Annotated in this window: 13 protein-coding genes and 3 tRNA genes; 13 read left to right on the forward strand and 3 right to left on the reverse strand. The window is 61.6% G+C overall.

Features of this window, described 5'->3' with window-relative positions:
- Positions 1 to 186: 186 nt before the first annotated feature.
- The 5 genes from argH to VHD36_03845 all read left to right on the forward strand — a co-directional run bounded on the left by argH (position 187) and on the right by VHD36_03845 (position 5,396).
- Positions 187 to 1,587: an argininosuccinate lyase gene (gene argH, locus VHD36_03825; GenBank protein ID HVU86424.1), complete on the forward strand. Its 1,401-nt coding sequence runs from the start codon at positions 187 to 189 to the stop codon at positions 1,585 to 1,587.
- 27 nt (positions 1,588 to 1,614) lie between these two features.
- Entirely contained in the window at positions 1,615 to 3,861 is a 2,247-nt protein-coding gene (locus VHD36_03830) for a hypothetical protein (protein HVU86425.1), read from the forward strand.
- A 57-nt stretch (positions 3,862 to 3,918) separates the two neighbouring features.
- A complete protein-coding gene (locus tag VHD36_03835) occupies positions 3,919 to 4,998 on the forward strand; it encodes a sigma-54 dependent transcriptional regulator (GenBank protein ID HVU86426.1) in 1,080 nt (359 codons plus the stop codon).
- Positions 4,999 to 5,157: 159 nt separating this feature from the next.
- Positions 5,158 to 5,231 (forward strand) — tRNA-Ile (locus VHD36_03840).
- Between the two features lie 92 nt (positions 5,232 to 5,323).
- Positions 5,324 to 5,396, forward strand: a tRNA-Ala gene (locus VHD36_03845).
- Between the two features lie 172 nt (positions 5,397 to 5,568).
- Here the strand turns inward: VHD36_03845 and VHD36_03850 are convergent.
- On the reverse strand, positions 5,569 to 6,003 hold the full coding sequence (locus VHD36_03850) for a hypothetical protein (protein HVU86427.1): 435 nt from the start codon (positions 6,001 to 6,003) through the stop codon (positions 5,569 to 5,571).
- 522 nt (positions 6,004 to 6,525) lie between these two features.
- Here VHD36_03850 and VHD36_03855 point away from each other — a divergent pair.
- On the forward strand, positions 6,526 to 7,074 hold the full coding sequence (locus VHD36_03855) for a DUF4253 domain-containing protein (protein ID HVU86428.1): 549 nt from the start codon (positions 6,526 to 6,528) through the stop codon (positions 7,072 to 7,074).
- Positions 7,075 to 7,317: 243 nt separating this feature from the next.
- Here VHD36_03855 and VHD36_03860 read toward each other — a convergent pair whose 3' ends face one another.
- Positions 7,318 to 7,881 carry a hypothetical protein gene (locus VHD36_03860; GenBank protein HVU86429.1) on the reverse strand — a complete coding sequence of 188 codons (564 nt, stop codon included), beginning with the start codon at positions 7,879 to 7,881 and terminating at the stop codon, positions 7,318 to 7,320.
- Between the two features lie 560 nt (positions 7,882 to 8,441).
- Here VHD36_03860 and VHD36_03865 point away from each other — a divergent pair.
- The 7 genes from VHD36_03865 (at position 8,442) to VHD36_03895 (ending at position 16,667) form a co-directional block, all read left to right on the forward strand.
- On the forward strand, positions 8,442 to 10,286 hold the full coding sequence (locus VHD36_03865; protein ID HVU86430.1) for a c-type cytochrome: 1,845 nt from the start codon (positions 8,442 to 8,444) through the stop codon (positions 10,284 to 10,286).
- Between the two features lie 415 nt (positions 10,287 to 10,701).
- Positions 10,702 to 11,871: a PQQ-binding-like beta-propeller repeat protein gene (locus VHD36_03870; protein HVU86431.1), complete on the forward strand. Its 1,170-nt coding sequence runs from the start codon at positions 10,702 to 10,704 to the stop codon at positions 11,869 to 11,871.
- A 254-nt stretch (positions 11,872 to 12,125) separates the two neighbouring features.
- Positions 12,126 to 12,548, forward strand: coding sequence for a response regulator (locus VHD36_03875; protein ID HVU86432.1), 423 nt, complete (start codon positions 12,126 to 12,128; stop codon positions 12,546 to 12,548).
- Between the two features lie 221 nt (positions 12,549 to 12,769).
- A tRNA-Val gene (locus tag VHD36_03880) sits at positions 12,770 to 12,843 on the forward strand.
- A 481-nt stretch (positions 12,844 to 13,324) separates the two neighbouring features.
- A complete protein-coding gene (locus tag VHD36_03885) occupies positions 13,325 to 14,218 on the forward strand; it encodes a PEP-CTERM sorting domain-containing protein (protein ID HVU86433.1) in 894 nt (297 codons plus the stop codon).
- A gap of 293 nt (positions 14,219 to 14,511) precedes the next feature.
- Positions 14,512 to 15,342 (forward strand): hypothetical protein, encoded by an 831-nt coding sequence (locus VHD36_03890; protein ID HVU86434.1) that lies wholly within the window; start codon positions 14,512 to 14,514, stop codon positions 15,340 to 15,342.
- Between the two features lie 206 nt (positions 15,343 to 15,548).
- A complete protein-coding gene (locus tag VHD36_03895; protein ID HVU86435.1) occupies positions 15,549 to 16,667 on the forward strand; it encodes an SGNH/GDSL hydrolase family protein in 1,119 nt (372 codons plus the stop codon).
- 74 nt (positions 16,668 to 16,741) lie between these two features.
- On the opposite strand, the gene VHD36_03900 is transcribed toward VHD36_03895, so the two are convergent.
- Positions 16,742 to 17,701, reverse strand: a complete 960-nt coding sequence (locus tag VHD36_03900; protein HVU86436.1) for a PEP-CTERM sorting domain-containing protein — start codon at positions 17,699 to 17,701, stop codon at positions 16,742 to 16,744.
- Between the last annotated feature and the right edge of the window lie 178 nt (positions 17,702 to 17,879).

Below are 17,879 nucleotides of genomic sequence, written 5' to 3' on the forward strand. Positions count from 1 at the left end.
TGTCAACAACTTTTCTGGGGCTGGCCCGCTCAACCTGCTAGCACTGCCCGGAAAACTCGGAAGAATCGTGCCTAGTTACAGGGCACAGGCTGCCTTTCGGTCGTTGACAGTTCGTCGTAAGCCGTTTACAGTGAATGTCTTGTTGCGTTTTTGTCTCCTCCTTTGGCTTGAACAAAAGTGGGAACCGTGGCCAACAAGCCTTGGGGCGGCGTCTTTGCCGAGGCCACCGACCGACGCGTCGAGCAGTTCACCGAAAGCGTGAGCTTCGATCGCCGGCTCTACGCTCAGGATATCCGGGCTTCGATCGCCCATGCCCAGATGCTCGCCAAGGTCGGTCTGATTTCGACCGGCGAGTGCCAGCAGATCGCGCAGGGGCTCGATCAGATCCGCCACGAGATCGAGCAGGGGCAATTCGAGTTCCGCATCGAGCTCGAAGACGTCCACATGCACATCGAGCGGGCCCTGGTTGACCGCCTGGGCGATGTGGGCCGCAAGCTGCACACCGGCCGTAGCCGCAATGACCAGGTTTCGACCGATCTGCGGCTGTGGGTGCGCGATGCCATCGATACGATCACCTCGCGGCTGACGGACTTGCAAAGGGCCTTTGTCGGACGCTGCGCCGCGGACCGCGATTGCATTCTGCCCGGCTACACCCACACACAGCGGGCCCAGCCGGTGCTGGCGCCGCACTACTGGCTGGCCTATTGCGAGAAGCTGGCGCGCGACCGCGACCGCCTGGCCGATTGCCGCCGCCGGGTGAATGTGCTCACGCTCGGCACGGCGGCACTCGCCGGCACGACCTTGCCGATCGACCGGCATGATGTGGCTCAGCGGCTGGGCTTCGAAGCCGTGGCCTCGAACAGCCTCGACGCGTCGAGCGATCGCGACTTCGTGCTGGAATTCGCTTTCGCCCTGTCAATGATCGGCGAGCATCTCAGCACCTGGGCCGAGGAATGGATCCTCTGGTCAACCAGCGAATTTGACTTCCTGCAACTGCCGCAAGCCTTCTGCACTGGCTCGTCGATCATGCCGCAGAAGATCAATCCCGACGTGTTGGAACTCGTGCGAGGAAAAACCGCGCGATTGATCGGCAATGTCTCGCGCTTGCTGGTGTTACTAAAAGGTTTGCCATTGGCGTACAACCGCGATCTGCAAGAAGACAAGGAAGCGATCTTCGACTCGGTCGATACGGTGCTGGCCTGCCTCGAAGTCGCGGCGCCGCTCGTGGCGGGCGCGAAGCTGAACCGTCCGGCAATTGCCGCCGGACTCGACCGCGGCTACCTCGACGCCACGACGCTCATGGAGTGGTTGATCAAGCAAAACATTCCACAGCGCACGGCGCACGAGATCGTGGGCCAATTGGTGCGCCAGGCGATGCAGCGCGGCGTGCCCCTGGTCCGGCTTTCGCTCGCCGATTTTCAGGCCGTGCATCCGACGATCGATAAGTCGGTGTTCGACGTGCTGGGGGTCGAGCGCGCGATCGAAGCCTTTACCAGTTACGGTTCGACGGCCCCGGCCGAAGTGGATCGACAAATCGCGGCCTGGACCACGCGCCTGAACAAGAGTCCCGCAAGCGCCGACGGCTGAAACGGCAACCATCCTGAAATTGCAACCATGACGACGCGTCCCACCACACGGATTGCTCTGCTGTTGAGCCTGGCGGCCGCCGCGGCGCTCGCGTCGCGTGTACAGGCGCAGGCCGATGCCACTCCCGCGTCGCGCCCTTTGCGCGCTACGGACGAGGCCGTGATCCGTGCCCTCGCCGCCGCGCGACCCACGACACCCGTTGAGCTTGTGAAGGCCGCGCGCATTATCCTCGATCTGGGACAGCCGGCGCTGGCCAAGCCGTTTGTGCAAAAGTTGGCTGGCGCAAAGCTGGATGACGAAGCATGTGCGGCGCTGGTCGACGAAGTAGGTTCGGCGGTGCTCTTGCGTCTGGCCCGCGATCCGGCGCTCGCACCGGTGGCCGGTCAGTTCTGCAATGCGACGCTCGACGGCGCGCAGCGCCACGCCCGTGATCCAGCTCGCCTGGCGGCGCTGGTGAAGCAACTTGCCGGCGCCGCGCCGTATGAAGAAGCTACGATCATTGCCGCGCTACGGCCGGGCGCTGATGCCTCGGCCTTGGCATTGATCACGGCGCTCGCCGATAACGGCCGCGCGGCCGAGCATCCGGCGATCGTCCGGGCACTGATCGAATTGGGCAAAGTGGCAAGTGGGCCGCTGGTCGCGCTACTTGGTTCGCGCGACGCGCAGCTCGTGGCTCATGCCGCACAGATCCTTGGAGAGCTTGACGACCCAAGCATCGCCGGCCACTTGCTCGGTCCCGCGCTGGCCGCTGACAGCCCGGCCGAGGTTTCCGCGGCAGCCCGCGCAGCGCTGGACAACTATTTCGGCCGCGTGCCCACGAATGATCAGGCGCTCGCGATTCTGTTGCGCAAGGGTCAGCGCTCGCTGGATTTCGTAAAACATCCCGAGCGCAACCTGCCGTCGGATGTCGATCCCGCGCCGCTGGTTTGGCAGTGGGACGATGCGAAGAAGAAGCTCACCGGCGCGCGCGTGACACCCGCCTTGGCGGAAGTAATCATGGCCGTCGGGTCGTTGGCCGATGCCCGGCGCGTCGCGCCGGCGAATGCCGACGTGCGTCGGCTGTATCTGGCGGCGCTTGCCGAAGCAATCGCGTACGCCGGCGACAGTCCCGCGGTGGCCGCGCGGGTCGACCAGGCAAAAGACCTTTTGGCGCAGGCAAACCTGCTGGAACTGCAAGATCTGCTCAGCTATTCGCTGGCCGAGGATCGCCCGGCCGCGGCCACGGTCGCGGCGCGCCTGCTGGGCGAATCGGAAAACGTGGATCTTCTCTATGCCCACAGCCCGCAAGGGAGCGCCCTGGCCCGGGCCTTGTTGCATCCATCGCGTGACCTTCGCTTCGCGGCGCTCGAGGCGATCATGCGTCTCAATCCTCGTTCGCCGTATCCCGGTGCGGGCGTGGTTGCCGAGACGCTCGAATATTTTGCCCGCTCGACCGGATTTCCCAAAGCACTGGTGGCGGCGGCCGACGCCACCGAGGCGGGCCGCCTCGCCGGACTATTGGCTGAGCAGGGGTATGAACCCGACATCGCGGTCGACGCGACCAGCATGCTGCGGATGGCGCGCGCTTCGACCGATTACGAAGTGATCTTCGTCGATTCGGCGCTCGCGCTCCCATCGTCGGCGCAGTTGCTGCAGCGCCTACGCAGCGATAGCCGCCTGGCGCGGATTCCGTTGGCCGTCGTGTCGATGGCCGATGAATTTCCGCAAGTCGAGCGCGTGGCGCGCCGTTATCCCCTGTGTATGGCCGTGATGCGCGTGCACAACGCTCCGGCGATGCAATTCGAGCTCAACCGCTTGCTGCAACGCTCCGGCCGAGTGGTTGTGCCGGGCGAAGTGAGGCGCGAGCAGGGTATCAAAGCGCTTGAGTGGATCGCGGCCCTGGCGAGCGAACGACAGCAGATTTACGACACGCGCCGGCTCGATCTGGCCGTGATCGGCAGCCTCGACACGCCTGGCATGACCGAGGCGGCGATCGCCACGCTCGGTCGGCTCGATACCAATCGCGCGCAGCGCGCCTTGGTCGACCTTGCCAGTCGCCCCACGGCGGCACTGGCGGCACGACAGGAATCAGCCCGTGCGTTTGCCGATAGCGTGGCCCGTCGCGGCACGCTGCTGACGAGCGAGGAAATCGCGCGGCAGTATGATCGCTATAACGCCAGCGAGCACTACGACGCCGACACGCAAACGGTGTTGGCCGACATTCTCGATGTAATCGAAGCCCGGGCCAAGGCCGATTGGCTGGCGCTCGAGCAGAACGACAGCCCCACCCCGTAAAAAAGCGTCACTCCCACCATGCTGTGCCGGTCAAACGCCGGCAAAGCGATTGCGACGATGAGCCGTTCCTTCCGACCCGCCGAGACCAACACCTCCGGCCCGCCGATCCGCGGCATCATCGGCTCGGGCGCGGCGATGGAGAAGGTCTATCGCCTCACGCGACAGGTGGCCAAGAGCAACGCCTCGGTGCTGCTGTTGGGCGAGACTGGCACCGGCAAGGAGCTGATCGCCAAGGCCGTGCACCAGCTCAGCCCGCGCGGGACGGGGCCATTCGTGCGCGTCAACTGCGGGGCGCTTTCCGAAAGCCTGCTCGAAAGCGAGCTGTTCGGACACGTGCGCGGCTCATTCACGGGCGCGATCGACAATCGCACTGGCCGCTTCGAGGCGGCCCATACCGGCACGGTGTTTCTCGACGAGATCAACTCCACCACGCCCAAGCTGCAGGTGAAGCTGCTGCGCGTGCTGCAAGAACGCGAGTTCGAACGCGTGGGCGATACGCAAACCATCCGCGTCGACACGCGCGTCATCGCGGCCAGCAATCGGGACCTGTTGGAAGAGGTTGAGGCCGACAAGTTCCGCGAGGATTTGTATTACCGCCTGAACGTGGTACCGATCCATTTGCCTCCCTTGCGCGAGCGGCGCGAGGACATACCAGAATTAATCAGCCACTTCCTCAACGTCTACAACGAGGAAAACGACCGCTACGTCGTACACATCGAACCGAAGGCGATGGAGGCCCTGCAAGACTACGCGTGGCCCGGCAACGTGCGCGAGCTGCAGAATTACATTGAGCGTACGGTCGTCATGGCTCCCGGCGACGAGCTGACGTGCGAGCTATTGCCCGACACGGTGCTTGGACAGCGCCGCCCGCGCAGCACGCGTTTCAAGGAACCGGACCTGGAGACGCTGGCGTTCGAGCTGGTGCAGCAGGCGCTAGCCACGGCCGGGCCGCAGGAAGACGCGCTGCACACCAAGGTGGTCAATCGCGTCGAGCGCGAGCTGATCGCTCAGGTCCTGGCCAGTTGCGAGCACGTGCAGATCAAGGCGGCCGCGCGCCTGGGCATCAACCGCAACACGCTGCACAAGAAGCTCAAAGAATACAACCTGGACGAAAGCGGGTCCGACGGCGCCGCGTAATCGACCGACCGGGCGCATTTCCGACCGGAATAGGCGGTTTGACAGCTATCGGCCAGGACTTAGAATATTGGATTCGCAGTCGAGAACTGGCGGCGCGCTGGTGGCTTTTGCGCCCGCGGCTACCGTCCGACGCGAAGGCGGGCGAGCCAATCGCCCCGCGGGCGCATAGCTCAGTTGGTTAGAGCGCAGCCCTGATAAGGCTGAGGTCCCAAGTTCGAATCTTGGTGCGCCCACTTTTCCTAGGAATCAGCAGTGCCGGTCCTGCGACGCGAAGGTTGGGCGTGTCCGAGCTTTAGCACTTCGCGTTCGTCGCTCCGCACTTCTTGGGGACGTAGCTCAATTGGGAGAGCACTGCCTTTGCAAGGCAGGGGTTGAGGGTTCGATCCCCTTCGTCTCCACTTTCGGCAGTCAATCATTCTCGACCGTCATTTCCGCAGCTTTTCGGTGTTTGCTCGCTGCCTTCGACGAGACTTCCGTTCCGGAGCGCCGCGGCTCCCGGCGAAGAGTCCATCCGCAGATTACACAGATATCGCAGATTGATTAGGAAAGTGAGACGGGTTCGTCTCACCTTTACTTGCTCGCCTCGAGCCTCATCCGTTCGATTTGCGCCTGCAGCTCGAATTCCTGGGCTTTCATCAACCCAATTCCCGAACCGCGTCCCGCTTTTTCTTGCTCCTGAATAATGCGCTGCGCCTGGCGAGCTTCTGCGATCGCCTGGTCACATGCCTTGATCCGATCCGCCTTGGTCTCGGCATACTCGAGTCGCGCGGCAAACAACTCGCGTTCCGCGGTGTGGAACGCCACGTACTCGCCGCGTCCGTTCTCAAAGAGCTTCTTCGCGGCCTCGGAGATGTGTACCAAGAGCGCCAATCGCTTCTCCTGAAGTTCCTTGATCGTAGGCTGAGCCTTTTGCGGCTCCTCCGCCCCGCCCGAATTGCAAATGATGAGCAATAGGCCCACGCTGATCGCTGCCACGCAAATCGAAGGTTTCGGGGACGGACGCATCGTCGATCTCCCAATGAAAGGTCTAAGTTCCGGGGAACGGGTGGCTCGTGGCCGTTGATTCTACACACCGCGACCGTTCGATGGGTACTGCCTGCGCGACAACACGTGGTGACTGCGCGCTGCCGAGGCGCGCGTTGTTTAGGTCATCAGGAGCAGCTTAGAATTACGTTTATGAAATGTATTCATTGCGAAAAAGACGCGCGGGCGGTGTGCCAGTTCTGCGGTCGGGCGGTGTGCGCCGAGCACATTTTAGAAAAGCTTTTTGCCTCCGGCTATTCCAGCTCCTTCGGCGCCTGGAGCTGGCGCCGGAACGCCGTGCGCGTCGAAGACGCCGTGTGGTGCGGCAAATGCCATCCCGACCACCAGTACGCGTCTTAGCATTGACATAGAATTGGGACGCACTCTTCCCTCTGGCACATTTAGACGCATATCAGCAAAGGAGGCAACGTGCGATATTTGTCGGCTCTCGCAACGATGCTTATTGGTTGCTCCGCGAATCCCGTGTCGGACACTGGCAAACCCATGAATCTCGAGGAAGCGTCCGCGCGGTTGGCGAAACTGGCTGGGCGACCCGTGCGTCCATTCGCGACAACCGATTTTGGGCGCGAGAAGAACCTAGCTGCTCGATCTGTGATCGTAACAGAAGTCGATGCACCAAGAATCGTCGACGAATTGCGACGCGAAATAGGACCGGGACTAATTGCCTTCGTCGGTTGCACGCGATCTCTTGCGAATCCGCCCGCGAACGGATGTGAAATCGTAATCGCGATCGGCGAGGATCAGTTTGATACTCTGCGAGTCGCACAGTCGGATGCGGCGAACTACGACATGGCGACGGAAGACTTGGTGCGAAAGCTTCAAACGTACAACTCCAAGTACGGCATCGACATTTTCCACGCTGAGACGGACACGATCGAGTTCAGGCTCCGGTCCGTACCAATGGATTTGCCGGCTTTCTGTAAAGACTTGTACGAATTCTGTCCGGATATTGTTGATCAGGGAGTCGGAACCGTCGAGGCGCTTGAAAAAGAGGTGGCCAAATCGGGAAAAGTCTACCTCTGGTGGGACTGAAGTAGACTGAAGTCCAATTGAGACGCCGGATGTATGTCGCCGTCGGGAGGGTTCAAAACGGAACGCCCTCCAACCGGAACACATGAGGCAAGAAACTTTGATTAGGCGCCACGTGGAGCCGCGCTTCGCCATCAAAACAAAAAAGGCCGCTGCCCGATTTCTCGAGCAGCGGCCTTGGCTTCTCACGTCGGCACTTATTGCGGCGCCGGCGAAGTCATCAAAGCGATCAAGGGACGGCGGGCCTTACTGCACGAGGGCCTCGGCGTCCTTCAGCACGGCGGCGATGGCGGCATCGTCGAGCGCGCCCTTGGCAAAGCCGTGGTTCGCGGTGACCTTGCCCCCCTTGGCGACGATCACGGTCACTTCCGCCGTCGGGTTGATCCCGTAGTCGGCCGGGCCGTTCTCGAATTCCACGGGCACCACCATCGGCACGTTGCCGGCCTTGGTGCTGGCGCTGAACTCTTTGGCCTTCGATTCCAGGGCGTCACGATCGCTGCCCAACAGGTTGACGAACGCGGCCAACTGCTTGCTCGAATTGGCGGCCACGGCGCCGTCCAGCTTCTTCACGAGCGTCGCGACCTTGTCGTCGGTCGAGCGCGAGAAGACCATCACCATCGGGCGGGCGCCGTACTTGCAGCGATAGCACAGCTCCGAGCCGACCTTCACGTTGTCATCGGGTCCGGCGCACTTCACGACGTCGAACGGACCGATCAGCTTGCCCGGTTCCAGGCCGCTCTTCAACTCGGCGGCGACGGCTACGCTGGCCGCAAAGGCCAGGGTCAGGCAGATAGTCAAAGCTCTTTTCATGACGAGTTACCACTCCACAAAAGGATAGGGAAGTAACGCACGGTAAACCGAAAACTTCAACCGCGCCAGTCCACGCGGTAAATACGCGACGAAATTCTCTGCGGCGAGTCAAACGCGATGCAGGTTCGAAGGTCCACGGCCACTACGCATGCCGCGAACGACACTCAATACGAAAAAGTCACGAGCAGGATCTTTAAGGACTGTGAGTGAATGCCTGCCCGTCTATCGCCTCTAAGGGTACTGAGATCATGTCGCAAAGGCAACCATAGACGTGCTTGCAACACCGGGCGGCTGGCCGGCGGCGGGGTTGTCGTTAGTCGCCTTACGGCACGAACTTACCACAGGCATTGATGTGCCGGGCGTGGCGAAAAAATGATCAGCCCGCGCGTCCGCGGATCACAACGTCAAGCAATTCGCGGGACCGTCGCGAGGGCCGTTCCCTCGCCATCCATCTAGCCGCTTGGCAGTCGCTTGAGCTACGATAAAACGATTACTGCCCAACAATTCACGCCGCTGACTCGCCGAACGTTCTTTTCAGCATTTGTAGTGGACACTTCTCGATGTTCATGCCCCTCGTCCGTCCGCTGCTATTGTCAATGGTCGCCGCAGCGGCGTCTGGCGCCTTTTGCTTATCGAGCTTGGACGTGCTCGATACGTCGACGGCCGGGGCAGGGGAAACGTCGGCCGAACCGAGGGCCGAGGTCGATCGCTCGCCGGTCGACGTCGCACTCTCGCCGGATGAAAAATGGGCCGTCGCGGCTAATGAAACCTCGAACACGATTTCGCTCGTGGAACTGGCAAGTGGCCGCGTTGCTGCTGAGTTGCCGTGCGGCCAGCACCCGGCGGCCTTGTCGGTCTATGGCGAAACGCTGCTGGTGACTTGTAGCTATAGTGGCACGCTCGAGCGCTTTCGCTGGCGCGGCGAGACTCTGGAGCCGGTTGCCAAGATCACGCTCGGTTTCGAGCCGGTCGGCGTCACGATCTCGCCCGACGGTCGCGAAGCGTACGTCGCCCTCAGCATGGCGGCGCAGGTCGCCGTGGTCGATCTCGAAACGAACCAGGTCGCGGCGAAAATCGACGTCGGACGTTGGCCGCGCTACGTGGCGCTCGCGCCCGACGGTGCGCGGCTGGCCGTGAATTGCAATGGCGACCGCGCGATCGCTGTCGTCGACACGCGCAAACGCGCGATGCTGTTTCTCAACGAGTTCGGCGGCATCAATGCCGGCCACATGCAGGTCTCGGCCGATGGCAATTGGGTTTACGTTCCCTGGATGATTTATCGCCACAACCCGATCGAAGAGCGCAATGTGCAGCGCGGCTGGGTACTGGGCTCGCGCATCGCGCGGCTGCGCATGGACGAGCAAGTGCTGCGCGAAGCCATCACGCTCGATCCGCCTGGTAAAGCCGTGAGCGACCCGCACGGCCTGGCGCTGAGCAGCGATGGACAGTGGCTGTACTCGACCGGCTCCGGCACGCACGAGCTGTTGGCGTTTCGGCTGGAAGGGTTGCCGTTTCAATCGACCGGCGGGCCGGGTGATCACATCGATCGGGCGCTTGTGCGCGACCCGCAACGCTTCTATCGCATCACGCTTGGCGGACGGCCGATGGGCATGCGGCTGACGCAGGACGGCCGCCGCGCGCTCGTGGCCAACTACTTACTGAACAGCCTGCAAGTCGTCGATCTCGAACGTCGCGATATCGCGAGCGAGATTTCCTTGGGCGGGCCGGTCAAGCCTTCGCTGGCCCGACGCGGCGCCGCGATCTTCTACGACGCCGGTCGCAGTCTCGACCAGTGGTACGCTTGCCAAACATGCCATTACGAAGGGGGCAGTAGCGCCGTCACGATGGATACGAAAAACGACGGCAGCTACGGCACCTTCAAGACCGTGCCGAATTTGTACAACGTCTCACAAACGGCGCCCTGGACCTGGCACGGCTGGCAAGAGAATCTCGGTGCCTCGGTACACAAGTCGATCACCGAAACGATGCTCGGTCCGGAACCAACACCCGAGGATATCGAAGCCGTCGTCGATTTCCTGCAGGAGATGCGCGCGCCGCCGAATCCGTTCCGACAGCCGGACGGCTCGCTGTCCGAGGCAGCCCGTCGCGGCGAGCGGATCTTTCAAGGCGAAACGGCGGGCTGCTCAACCTGTCATCAAGGGCGCGAATTCACCGATAATCAATTGCACGACGTGGGGCTCGGCTCGCCGAAGGACGTTTATCCCACATACAACACGCCCTCGCTGCGGAACGTGTACCGTAAGGTGCGCTTGCTTCACCATGGCCGGGCCCAAAGCATCGCCGAGGCGCTCGGCGACTTGCACGCCCCCCAGAATGTCACCGGCCGGGGGGAGTTGTCGGCCGAGGAGCTGGCGGATTTGATAGAGTATGTGAAATCGCTGTAAGCGACGATTCAGCCCGCGCGAATCCTCAGGCGAATCACGAACCCCCACCATCACCGCCCGCCATTTTCTCACTGCCCGAAATCCCGCTGCGCCCGCCCCGCGTACGCCTGCTTAGCCACGGAACACAAGCGCGCCACGAGAACCTCAGGCGCCGCGCGGTGTTTTACTAACCAGCTATTGGGCGACAAAGCGGTGCGTCGCGAGACAGGGCAACGAGCGACTGCTGCTCCAAGCCGTTTAAGTCCATCACGGAGAATTGTCGATGTTTCGTCGTTGCTGTTTCTGCATCGGGGCTGCTTTTCTTTTTCTAGCATTGAACATGGTGTCCTCGGTTCACGCCGGATCGCCCGAGAGTGCTTGCCGGGGCGGTTTGACCAGCAACGATAGTTGGCCTACCTTTCGCGGCGCGGGGCGCATGGCCTCTTCGCCCGACATGGGATTGTTGAGTGAATGGCCCGAGGGCGGACCGAAGCTCGCGTGGAAAACCGTTGGCGCCGGGCGCGGCTATTCGAGCCTGGCCATCGCCGGCGGACGGATTTACACGCTCGGCGATGCCCCCTCCACCGCCGCGGATCAGGATGAGTACCTGGTCTGCTTCGATCAGGCCGACGGCAAGCAATTATGGAAGGCCAAGACCGGTGCCCCGTGGGCCGAAGGCAAGCCCACGTGGCAAAGCTCGCGCAGCACGCCCACCGTCGATGGTGATCGCGTTTATGTCGTCACACCGCACGGTGTGCTCGTCTGCTGCCAGGCCGACGGGCACGAACTGTGGCGCAAGGATTTAATGAAGGATTTTGGCGGCAAGAAGGCCGATGGCTGGGGCTACAGCGAGTCGGTGTTGGTCGACGGTGACCGCCTGATCTGCACACCCGGCGGCTCCGAGAACACCATGGTCGCGCTCGACAAGTTGACCGGCTCGCCACGGTGGACAACATCGCGCCCTGAGGATCGCGGCGCCGGACATTCATCGATCGTCGTCTCGAATATCGGCGGCACGCGCGTCTATGTGCAAGACACCGGCAGTGGCGCCATGGGCGTCCGGGCCGCGGACGGCAAGCTGCTATGGACCTTCGACATCGACCAGACCACGGCCGTCATTCCCACGCCGATCGTGCGCGATGATCTGGTGTTCTTCGTGGCCGGTTACGGCCGCGGCGGGGCGCTACTCAGGCAAGTGCCGGGCGCCGGCGGCGAAGTCTCGGTCGAAGTCGTCTATCCGCTGAACAAGGAACTGGGCAACAAGCACGGTGGCGTCGTGCTGGTGGGCAACTTTCTCTACGGCGATTCCGAAGATCGCGGCATTCCCTGGTGCGCTGACCTGATGACGGGCGAAGTGAAATGGAAGTCGCGCGGATCGGGGCATGACTCGGCCTCGATGGCAGCCGCCGACGGGCACCTGTATATCCACTACGCCGACGGAACCATGACGCTCGTGAAGGCCTCGCCCGATGGCTTCCAAGAGACGGGCCACTTCGAAGTGCCCGGTAGCGGCGAGCGCCCCAGTTGGGCTCATCCCGTGATTGTCGACGGCAAGCTCTACATCCGCGAAGGCGACACGATCGTTTGCTACGACGTGCGGAAGTAACAGAGTTGTTATTTTTGGTCGGTAGCGCGCGAAGTTACGCCTGCCGATGCGCCTGGGGCGAAAAACCAAAAAGGGCGGCGCTAACGGTATGCATATGCCATTCGGCAGAGTGGGGGTAAAAACACTTGTAATGGTCGAAAACCACAGATAGGTTGCAAGCGCAAGGTGGATGAGGTGCTGCGCTTCGTGAGGTAGCTTCCGATCGCGAAGCCCTCGCTCTCCGGCCGCCCCCCTTGCGTCGACAGGGATGTTTTATGGAGCGAATCGGACGAGCGCCGCTGCGTGTCCTGGTTGTCGACGACGAGCCTGATGGCCGCTACCTGCTGGCCAGGTTGCTCGACAAGCTCGATTGCGAAACGGCAGAGTGCGGCGATGGGCCGTCCTGCCTGGAGTTGGTCCGCAGGCTTCGCCCCGATCTGGTCCTGCTCGACCTGGCCATGCCCGGCATGGATGGCTTCCAGGTTCTCGATAGGCTCGAAGAGCTCGACGACGGTCCGCGTGTGGTGGTGGCGCTGAGTGGATTTGGCGATAAGGAGATCGTCGCCCGATGCCGTGCTGCTGGCTTCCACAGCCACGAGTTGAAACCGATCTCATTCGCTCGACTGCAACAGCTCGTTGCTGAAGCGCGGCCTCTGGCACGCGAGCCGATCGCGTCATCTGGCGTGATCGCGTTGTAAGATTGCCCGTGACATAATTCGGGCCGCCTGCTGCCTGTGTCCGGTGCAATACGGCTGATTCGCGGCAGACTTTCCCTCGATTCAAAGCGGCGGATACGCTCTTGGTTTGCGGCAGCGCCGGGGGCTTGTCAGCAGCCCGGCAGGCGGGTTTAATCGAATGCTTGCGGCCCGTGGCGGGGCATGCTTGCCGGTGATACTCCGCTTCGAGCAACCGCGATTGCGGGCGTTTAGCTCAGTTGGTTAGAGCGCTATCCTCACACGGTAGAGGTCGCTGGTTCGAGCCCAGCAACGCCCACTTCTTTTACGTACTGCCGACGGGAACCCGCTGCGGCATCGTACCAGTACCGGCACTTTGAATTGTTTCAAGGTCGTCAGCTGCTGAGTCTTCGTCGGGCAATTCGCCGTGGTTCGAAGTTAACGGCATCGGCCGGGCAACGCGGGTGTGACCATTGCGGTCAAACCGCGTGCGGCCCGGGGGCTATTCATCCGAAAAATGCCTGCCTGCACGGTACCGTCCATCGAGCAGGCTTCCCATGTCCAGGGAGGCGTTGCACCGGCTTCGCCGACGGGTTCGAATCGCGCCTCTATCATGCAAGGCCAAGGCGGCGAGGAATTTAGCTGTAACATCAAAAACTACTTTTTGCCCGAAAATAATTTGCTTCTTTTGAGGGGTGCGGGTACGATCTGCGGGCGCCGGCGCGAGAGGGGGGAGTCTCGTTCATTTCGCAACGTTCTGGGGCTGCGGCAACCGCCGCCGTTCGTGAAAGGAGCCGCTCATGGGCCGGAATCCGCGTCATGCGCTGGTGGGGTTTGTCTTCGCGCTCGTCTGTAGTGCACTCGCTTCTCCGTCGATCGCCCAGATCACGGGTGTCGTCAACTCCGACGTGGAAGCCTTCTTCGGCTCGCAGAGCGATGCCTTCCAATCGTCCGAGCCACCGATAGGTCCCACTTGGGCGTCAAATGTCGCTGGTCCCTACGGCGTGGCCGGCCCGAACGTTCCGGCGCTCTATCCCGGCTACCCGTCGCCGAACCTCGCCCTCACTCCGAACATTCCGTATGACACGGGACACATCGGCCCCGGCTTCTCTGATCCGCAGTTGACCACCTCGAATTACAGCATCGTTGGCAATTTCAGTGGCGGCACGTTCACTGGCGATGCGTATGCCCAGACGTTCGGGCCGCCGATGACGCTGAATCAGCCAGCGTCGGCCACCGGTTTCGCCTATGAGAAGGCCGAATTCGCCATGACCTTTAGCGTGGGTCCGTCGGGCATCGCGGCGGGGCTCGCGCCCGCCTACCCGTTTATCGTCACGGGAAATGTATTACCTGGCTCCGGTGCGTACGCCCAGTTCGGCGCGCAGGTTGATTACTGGTGGGTGCCTGTCATCCCGGGCACTATCATTCCGTCGGGGCCAGCTGTGAACCTGGGGACGTTGACCTACAACTATTTGCAGACCGGCGGCGGTCCCTTCGGCTCGCTGGTCAACCATTCGGCCACCACGCTGGCAGGTGCGACCGGCGTGGGTTTCTTGCAGATCACGGGCGAAATGTTCGTCTCCGGCGATCCGTTTTCGATCAGTGTCATGTCGGTGCCCGAGCCGTCGACCTTTGCATTGGCTGCGGTCGCGCTCGCGGGCCTCGGCGTCTGGGGCTATCGCCGCCGGCGGTAACTGCTTTCGCTTGAGGGACAAGTGCAGACAGCCCCGGGGTGGGCAGCGCGGGGGACGCTCCGCGCCGATAGCTTTCGCCAGTGACCGAGCCGTGATTCTTCCTGGAAAGCCCTGGAGATTGCGGATCTCAAGGGCACAGGTTTCTGGCGAAGGGTATGTTTTCGAAGGTGGGCGCGAACGCGGCGGCATGACTTTCCCGGCGGGAAAGTCCGATTCGCGCCCCCTCGACGAAAACGTACAATGCCGCCCCCGGGGCGTTGCGCACCCGACTTGTCGTGGAAAGGATTTCTAGCATGTTCAAGCCGCGAACCGCCGAAGACAAATTGTTGCTCAGCACCGTTCGCATCGAGACCGATCGCTGCACCGCCACAGGTTTCTTTTTTGGGCTGCACATAGGGGACAACGATGTCCTCATCACCAGCCGGCACGCCATCCAGGGTTCATCGAGCGGATCGTTGCGCATCCACAACGAAGCCTGGCAGCAGGAACAGGACGACGCACCGCCGACGTTCGATCTCGAATTCCAGGACTTCGAGAATTTGTGGATCAAGCATCCCGACAAATCGATCGACCTGGTGGCGCTACCCAGCAAGGTCATCGACGATGCGGCCGCGAAGATCGGGCGCAGCGCTCATTGGATGACGATCGAGTCCTGCATGGTGCCGAAGGCGACGCGTCTCAAAGCGCTCACGACCATCGAAGATGTTTTCGTGGTGGGCTACCCGAAGGGCCCCTGGGACAAGTGCCACAATCTGCCGATTCATTGCCAGGGCACGACTGCCACCCATCCGGACATCGATTTCTGCGGCCAGCCGCAATTACTCGTCAATATGGCGTGCTTGCCCGGCCTGTCGGGCTCGCCCGTGTTCGTTCTCAACGCCAAAGGTTACGCGGACGAAAATGGGAACATTCACCCGGGCGAAACGCGCAACATTCTGCTCGGCGTCGTCCACGCCGCGACCACCATCGGCGCAGACGGCCAGATCGCGGCGCGTGCCGCCTCGGCGCCCCTTGGGTCGGGCGAGGAATCCACCGTCCCGCTCACGTACATCGTCAAGTCGCGGGAGCTATTGGGGTTCGCGGATGTGATTCACAAGCAGCAGCCGGCCGCATCGGTCCACTAGTTGTGGCCGCTTGGACGCGGATCCGACCTCGCGAGTGCCCGCTCAAAGGCTTAACACGATCGTTATCGGTCGCGGCATCGACTCACCACGACAGCCGATTCTTCCTTCGCCGCTGATTGCAACGGCATAGCGCGTGGCTAGAATTGCCTTCGAAACAAGGCAATACAGTCGTGCTGTTGTACCCGCATCTTTGAGGAGTCGCGCTAATGATCGAGACAAACAGCGTGCGAGCCGCCATTCGTTGGCGATCATTTCATGGCCGGCTCTTGAAGACTCTCGCCGCGGGCCTCACCCTATTCACAAGCGCGATCTGCTGCGCAACAGCCGACGCGAGCCAATTGACGATTGGCGCACTTGGCGACAGCCTCACCGACGAGTACGCCTACAACGGTCGCGGATATGCGCAAAACTGGGTCGAGCAGTTGGTCAATTACGCCGGCGTGAATTTTGGCCCGCTGGGAAGCTACGCGGCCCCCAGGAATCAAGGCTACGCTTACAACTGGGCTCGTTCCGGCGCGACGAGCAGCTCGATGATCTCTGGCGGACAGGTGTCGGGCTTAGCGGCCCAGATCCCAAGCGCTGGCATTCAGTACGTCACGATCGATATCGGCACGAATGATTTCAGTCCCGGCGGCACGGCCTTCAATAACATCTACAACGGCACCTGGTCGTCGACGCAGATAACGAATTACATCGACCAGGTGGCGACGAATATCTCGACCGCGATCAGCGCCGAACAGAACGCGGGGGCGAAGGTGGTCGTCGCCACGGTCGGCAACTATGGACTCGTGCCGGGGGTTGCCGCGGTTTTTCCCGACTCGGCCGGACTGCAGCGTCTCACCAACGCCATTTCGCAGGTGAACGCCGGCATCATGAGCACGGCCCAGACGGATCACATCGCCGTGGTCAACTATGACTTGTTGGCTCAAGTGTTATTCGCCAGTGGCATAGCTTCCAACGGCAGCGTGTTGATTGGTAACGTGCCAATCTTTCTCAACCAGAACACGAGCACGAATCCGTCGCAGGCCGCCTTCGTTTCCGATGGAATCCACCCCAACACCGCGATCCAAGGCCTGGTGGCCAATCTGTTCATGCAGGCGCTCAACACCGGCTACAACGCCGGCGCGCCGTTATTCACCGAAGCGCAGCTCTTGGCGCATCAAGGGCTTGCCTATGGTGGCTCCGACACTCTGGCCGCGCAAATTGGTTCCTACTCCAATTACATCGTCAACTTCGTCCCCGAACCGTCGGCGGTCGTGCTCGCGGCTTTGGGCATTGGCGCGATGCTGATTGTCGTGGCGCGCCCTTCGCGGCAGAGCGTATAGAGGAACACCAAACGCTCCCCGGGCCGGTGATGCCGTCCACCGCTTTCGCATCCGCGCCGGCGCCCAGTGACAGCTCACGCATGACGACGTCGAACGACGACGACTAGCATCCCGACAGCTCCAAAGAACATCATCACGATAGAGCAGGGCTCGGGAACGATCGAGAAGCCCCATCCTACGCCGTAATTTCCGACATAGATCGTGTCCGTCGCCGGATTGCCTCCGCCTGCTGGCGTGTAGACGTCCCAAGTCGGAATGGCTTCGAAGTGAATGTAGAACCCGACGCCCGAGAAGAATCCAGGACCATCGGAGAATGTCGGCGGTACGGAGTACGTCTTACCAGAGTCTGCGGGCACGTTATTCGAGTCGTAATACGGGCCGTTGTGGCCATTATTCGTGCCGGCACCATTGTTTGTGCCGTCCACCTTAACACCGGGTACGAACCCGTTGTCGATATACCAGTAACCAGTGTTGTTGGGAGCAGCAAGTTGCGTTCCGGCATAACCGTTGGCTTTGTTCATGCTCATGTTGAAGAATTGCAGCCAATGCGCCGTGACCGTCGAACCAGCCGGCACGTTCATGGGGGCAGCAAGGGCCGGATTCAACGTAAAATCCATCTCCTCGCCAAAGGCGTTTCCCGCACCATTCAGAGTGAGCTCGTAGTCCGTGATGTTGAAGGTCGCGTTATTGGCGAGCGTCACGGTGTTGGTATTAAGCGACCAGTTGTTTGCAGCGCTAAACTGTTGGGCTGTGAGAAGGCCCTGCAAGGCCGGACTGAACGTCGCCACCGGGATCAGTGTCGCTTTGTCGGCAATCGCCGTTTGTTGAGGATTCAGCGAAGTCGACTGCTTATTGGGCGGTGGATTTGCCACGCCACCGCCGAGGGTGATCGTGGGAACTGCTTGTGCCGGCGCGGCCAACACAACGCTTAGCAGGCCCAAGCCCAGGAACCCTACAATTGAGATTCCGCGAGAAGATTCCGTGCGGCTGAGATGCCCGAAAATCGGGGCAGAGAAGAATCTTGTGCACAACATTAGCGGGACCCCCTTTCCAGATCGTGGATGACCACCGCCTATTGAGTCCTAGTCAGACAATGGGCTGTTATATTGGAGGGCATGAGACCTCCCGGAAGTCCTGCTGCATTGGAGAAGCGCCGACGTAAGGCGGTGGAGTTATTGCAGCAGAATTTGACACTCGAAGCAGTCGCCGCGG

Source organism: Pirellulales bacterium, from assembly GCA_035546535.1.
Lineage (GTDB): Bacteria > Planctomycetota > Planctomycetia > Pirellulales > JACPPG01 > JACPPG01.

Excerpts from the sequence above, each read along its gene's own strand:
- VHD36_03830 (HVU86425.1), top strand. The coding sequence starts at position 1,615 with ATGACGACGCGTCCCACCACACGGATTGCTCTGCTGTTGAGCCTGGCG.
- VHD36_03835 (HVU86426.1), top strand. The coding sequence starts at position 3,919 with ATGAGCCGTTCCTTCCGACCCGCCGAGACCAACACCTCCGGCCCGCCG.
- VHD36_03850 (HVU86427.1), bottom strand. The coding sequence starts at position 6,003 with ATGCGTCCGTCCCCGAAACCTTCGATTTGCGTGGCAGCGATCAGCGTG.
- VHD36_03855 (HVU86428.1), top strand. The coding sequence starts at position 6,526 with ATGAATCTCGAGGAAGCGTCCGCGCGGTTGGCGAAACTGGCTGGGCGA.
- VHD36_03860 (HVU86429.1), bottom strand. The coding sequence starts at position 7,881 with ATGAAAAGAGCTTTGACTATCTGCCTGACCCTGGCCTTTGCGGCCAGC.
- VHD36_03865 (HVU86430.1), top strand. The coding sequence starts at position 8,442 with ATGTTCATGCCCCTCGTCCGTCCGCTGCTATTGTCAATGGTCGCCGCA.
- VHD36_03870 (HVU86431.1), top strand. The coding sequence starts at position 10,702 with ATGGCCTCTTCGCCCGACATGGGATTGTTGAGTGAATGGCCCGAGGGC.
- VHD36_03875 (HVU86432.1), top strand. The coding sequence starts at position 12,126 with ATGGAGCGAATCGGACGAGCGCCGCTGCGTGTCCTGGTTGTCGACGAC.
- VHD36_03885 (HVU86433.1), top strand. The coding sequence starts at position 13,325 with ATGGGCCGGAATCCGCGTCATGCGCTGGTGGGGTTTGTCTTCGCGCTC.
- VHD36_03890 (HVU86434.1), top strand. The coding sequence starts at position 14,512 with ATGTTCAAGCCGCGAACCGCCGAAGACAAATTGTTGCTCAGCACCGTT.
- VHD36_03895 (HVU86435.1), top strand. The coding sequence starts at position 15,549 with ATGATCGAGACAAACAGCGTGCGAGCCGCCATTCGTTGGCGATCATTT.
- VHD36_03900 (HVU86436.1), bottom strand. The coding sequence starts at position 17,701 with ATGTTGTGCACAAGATTCTTCTCTGCCCCGATTTTCGGGCATCTCAGC.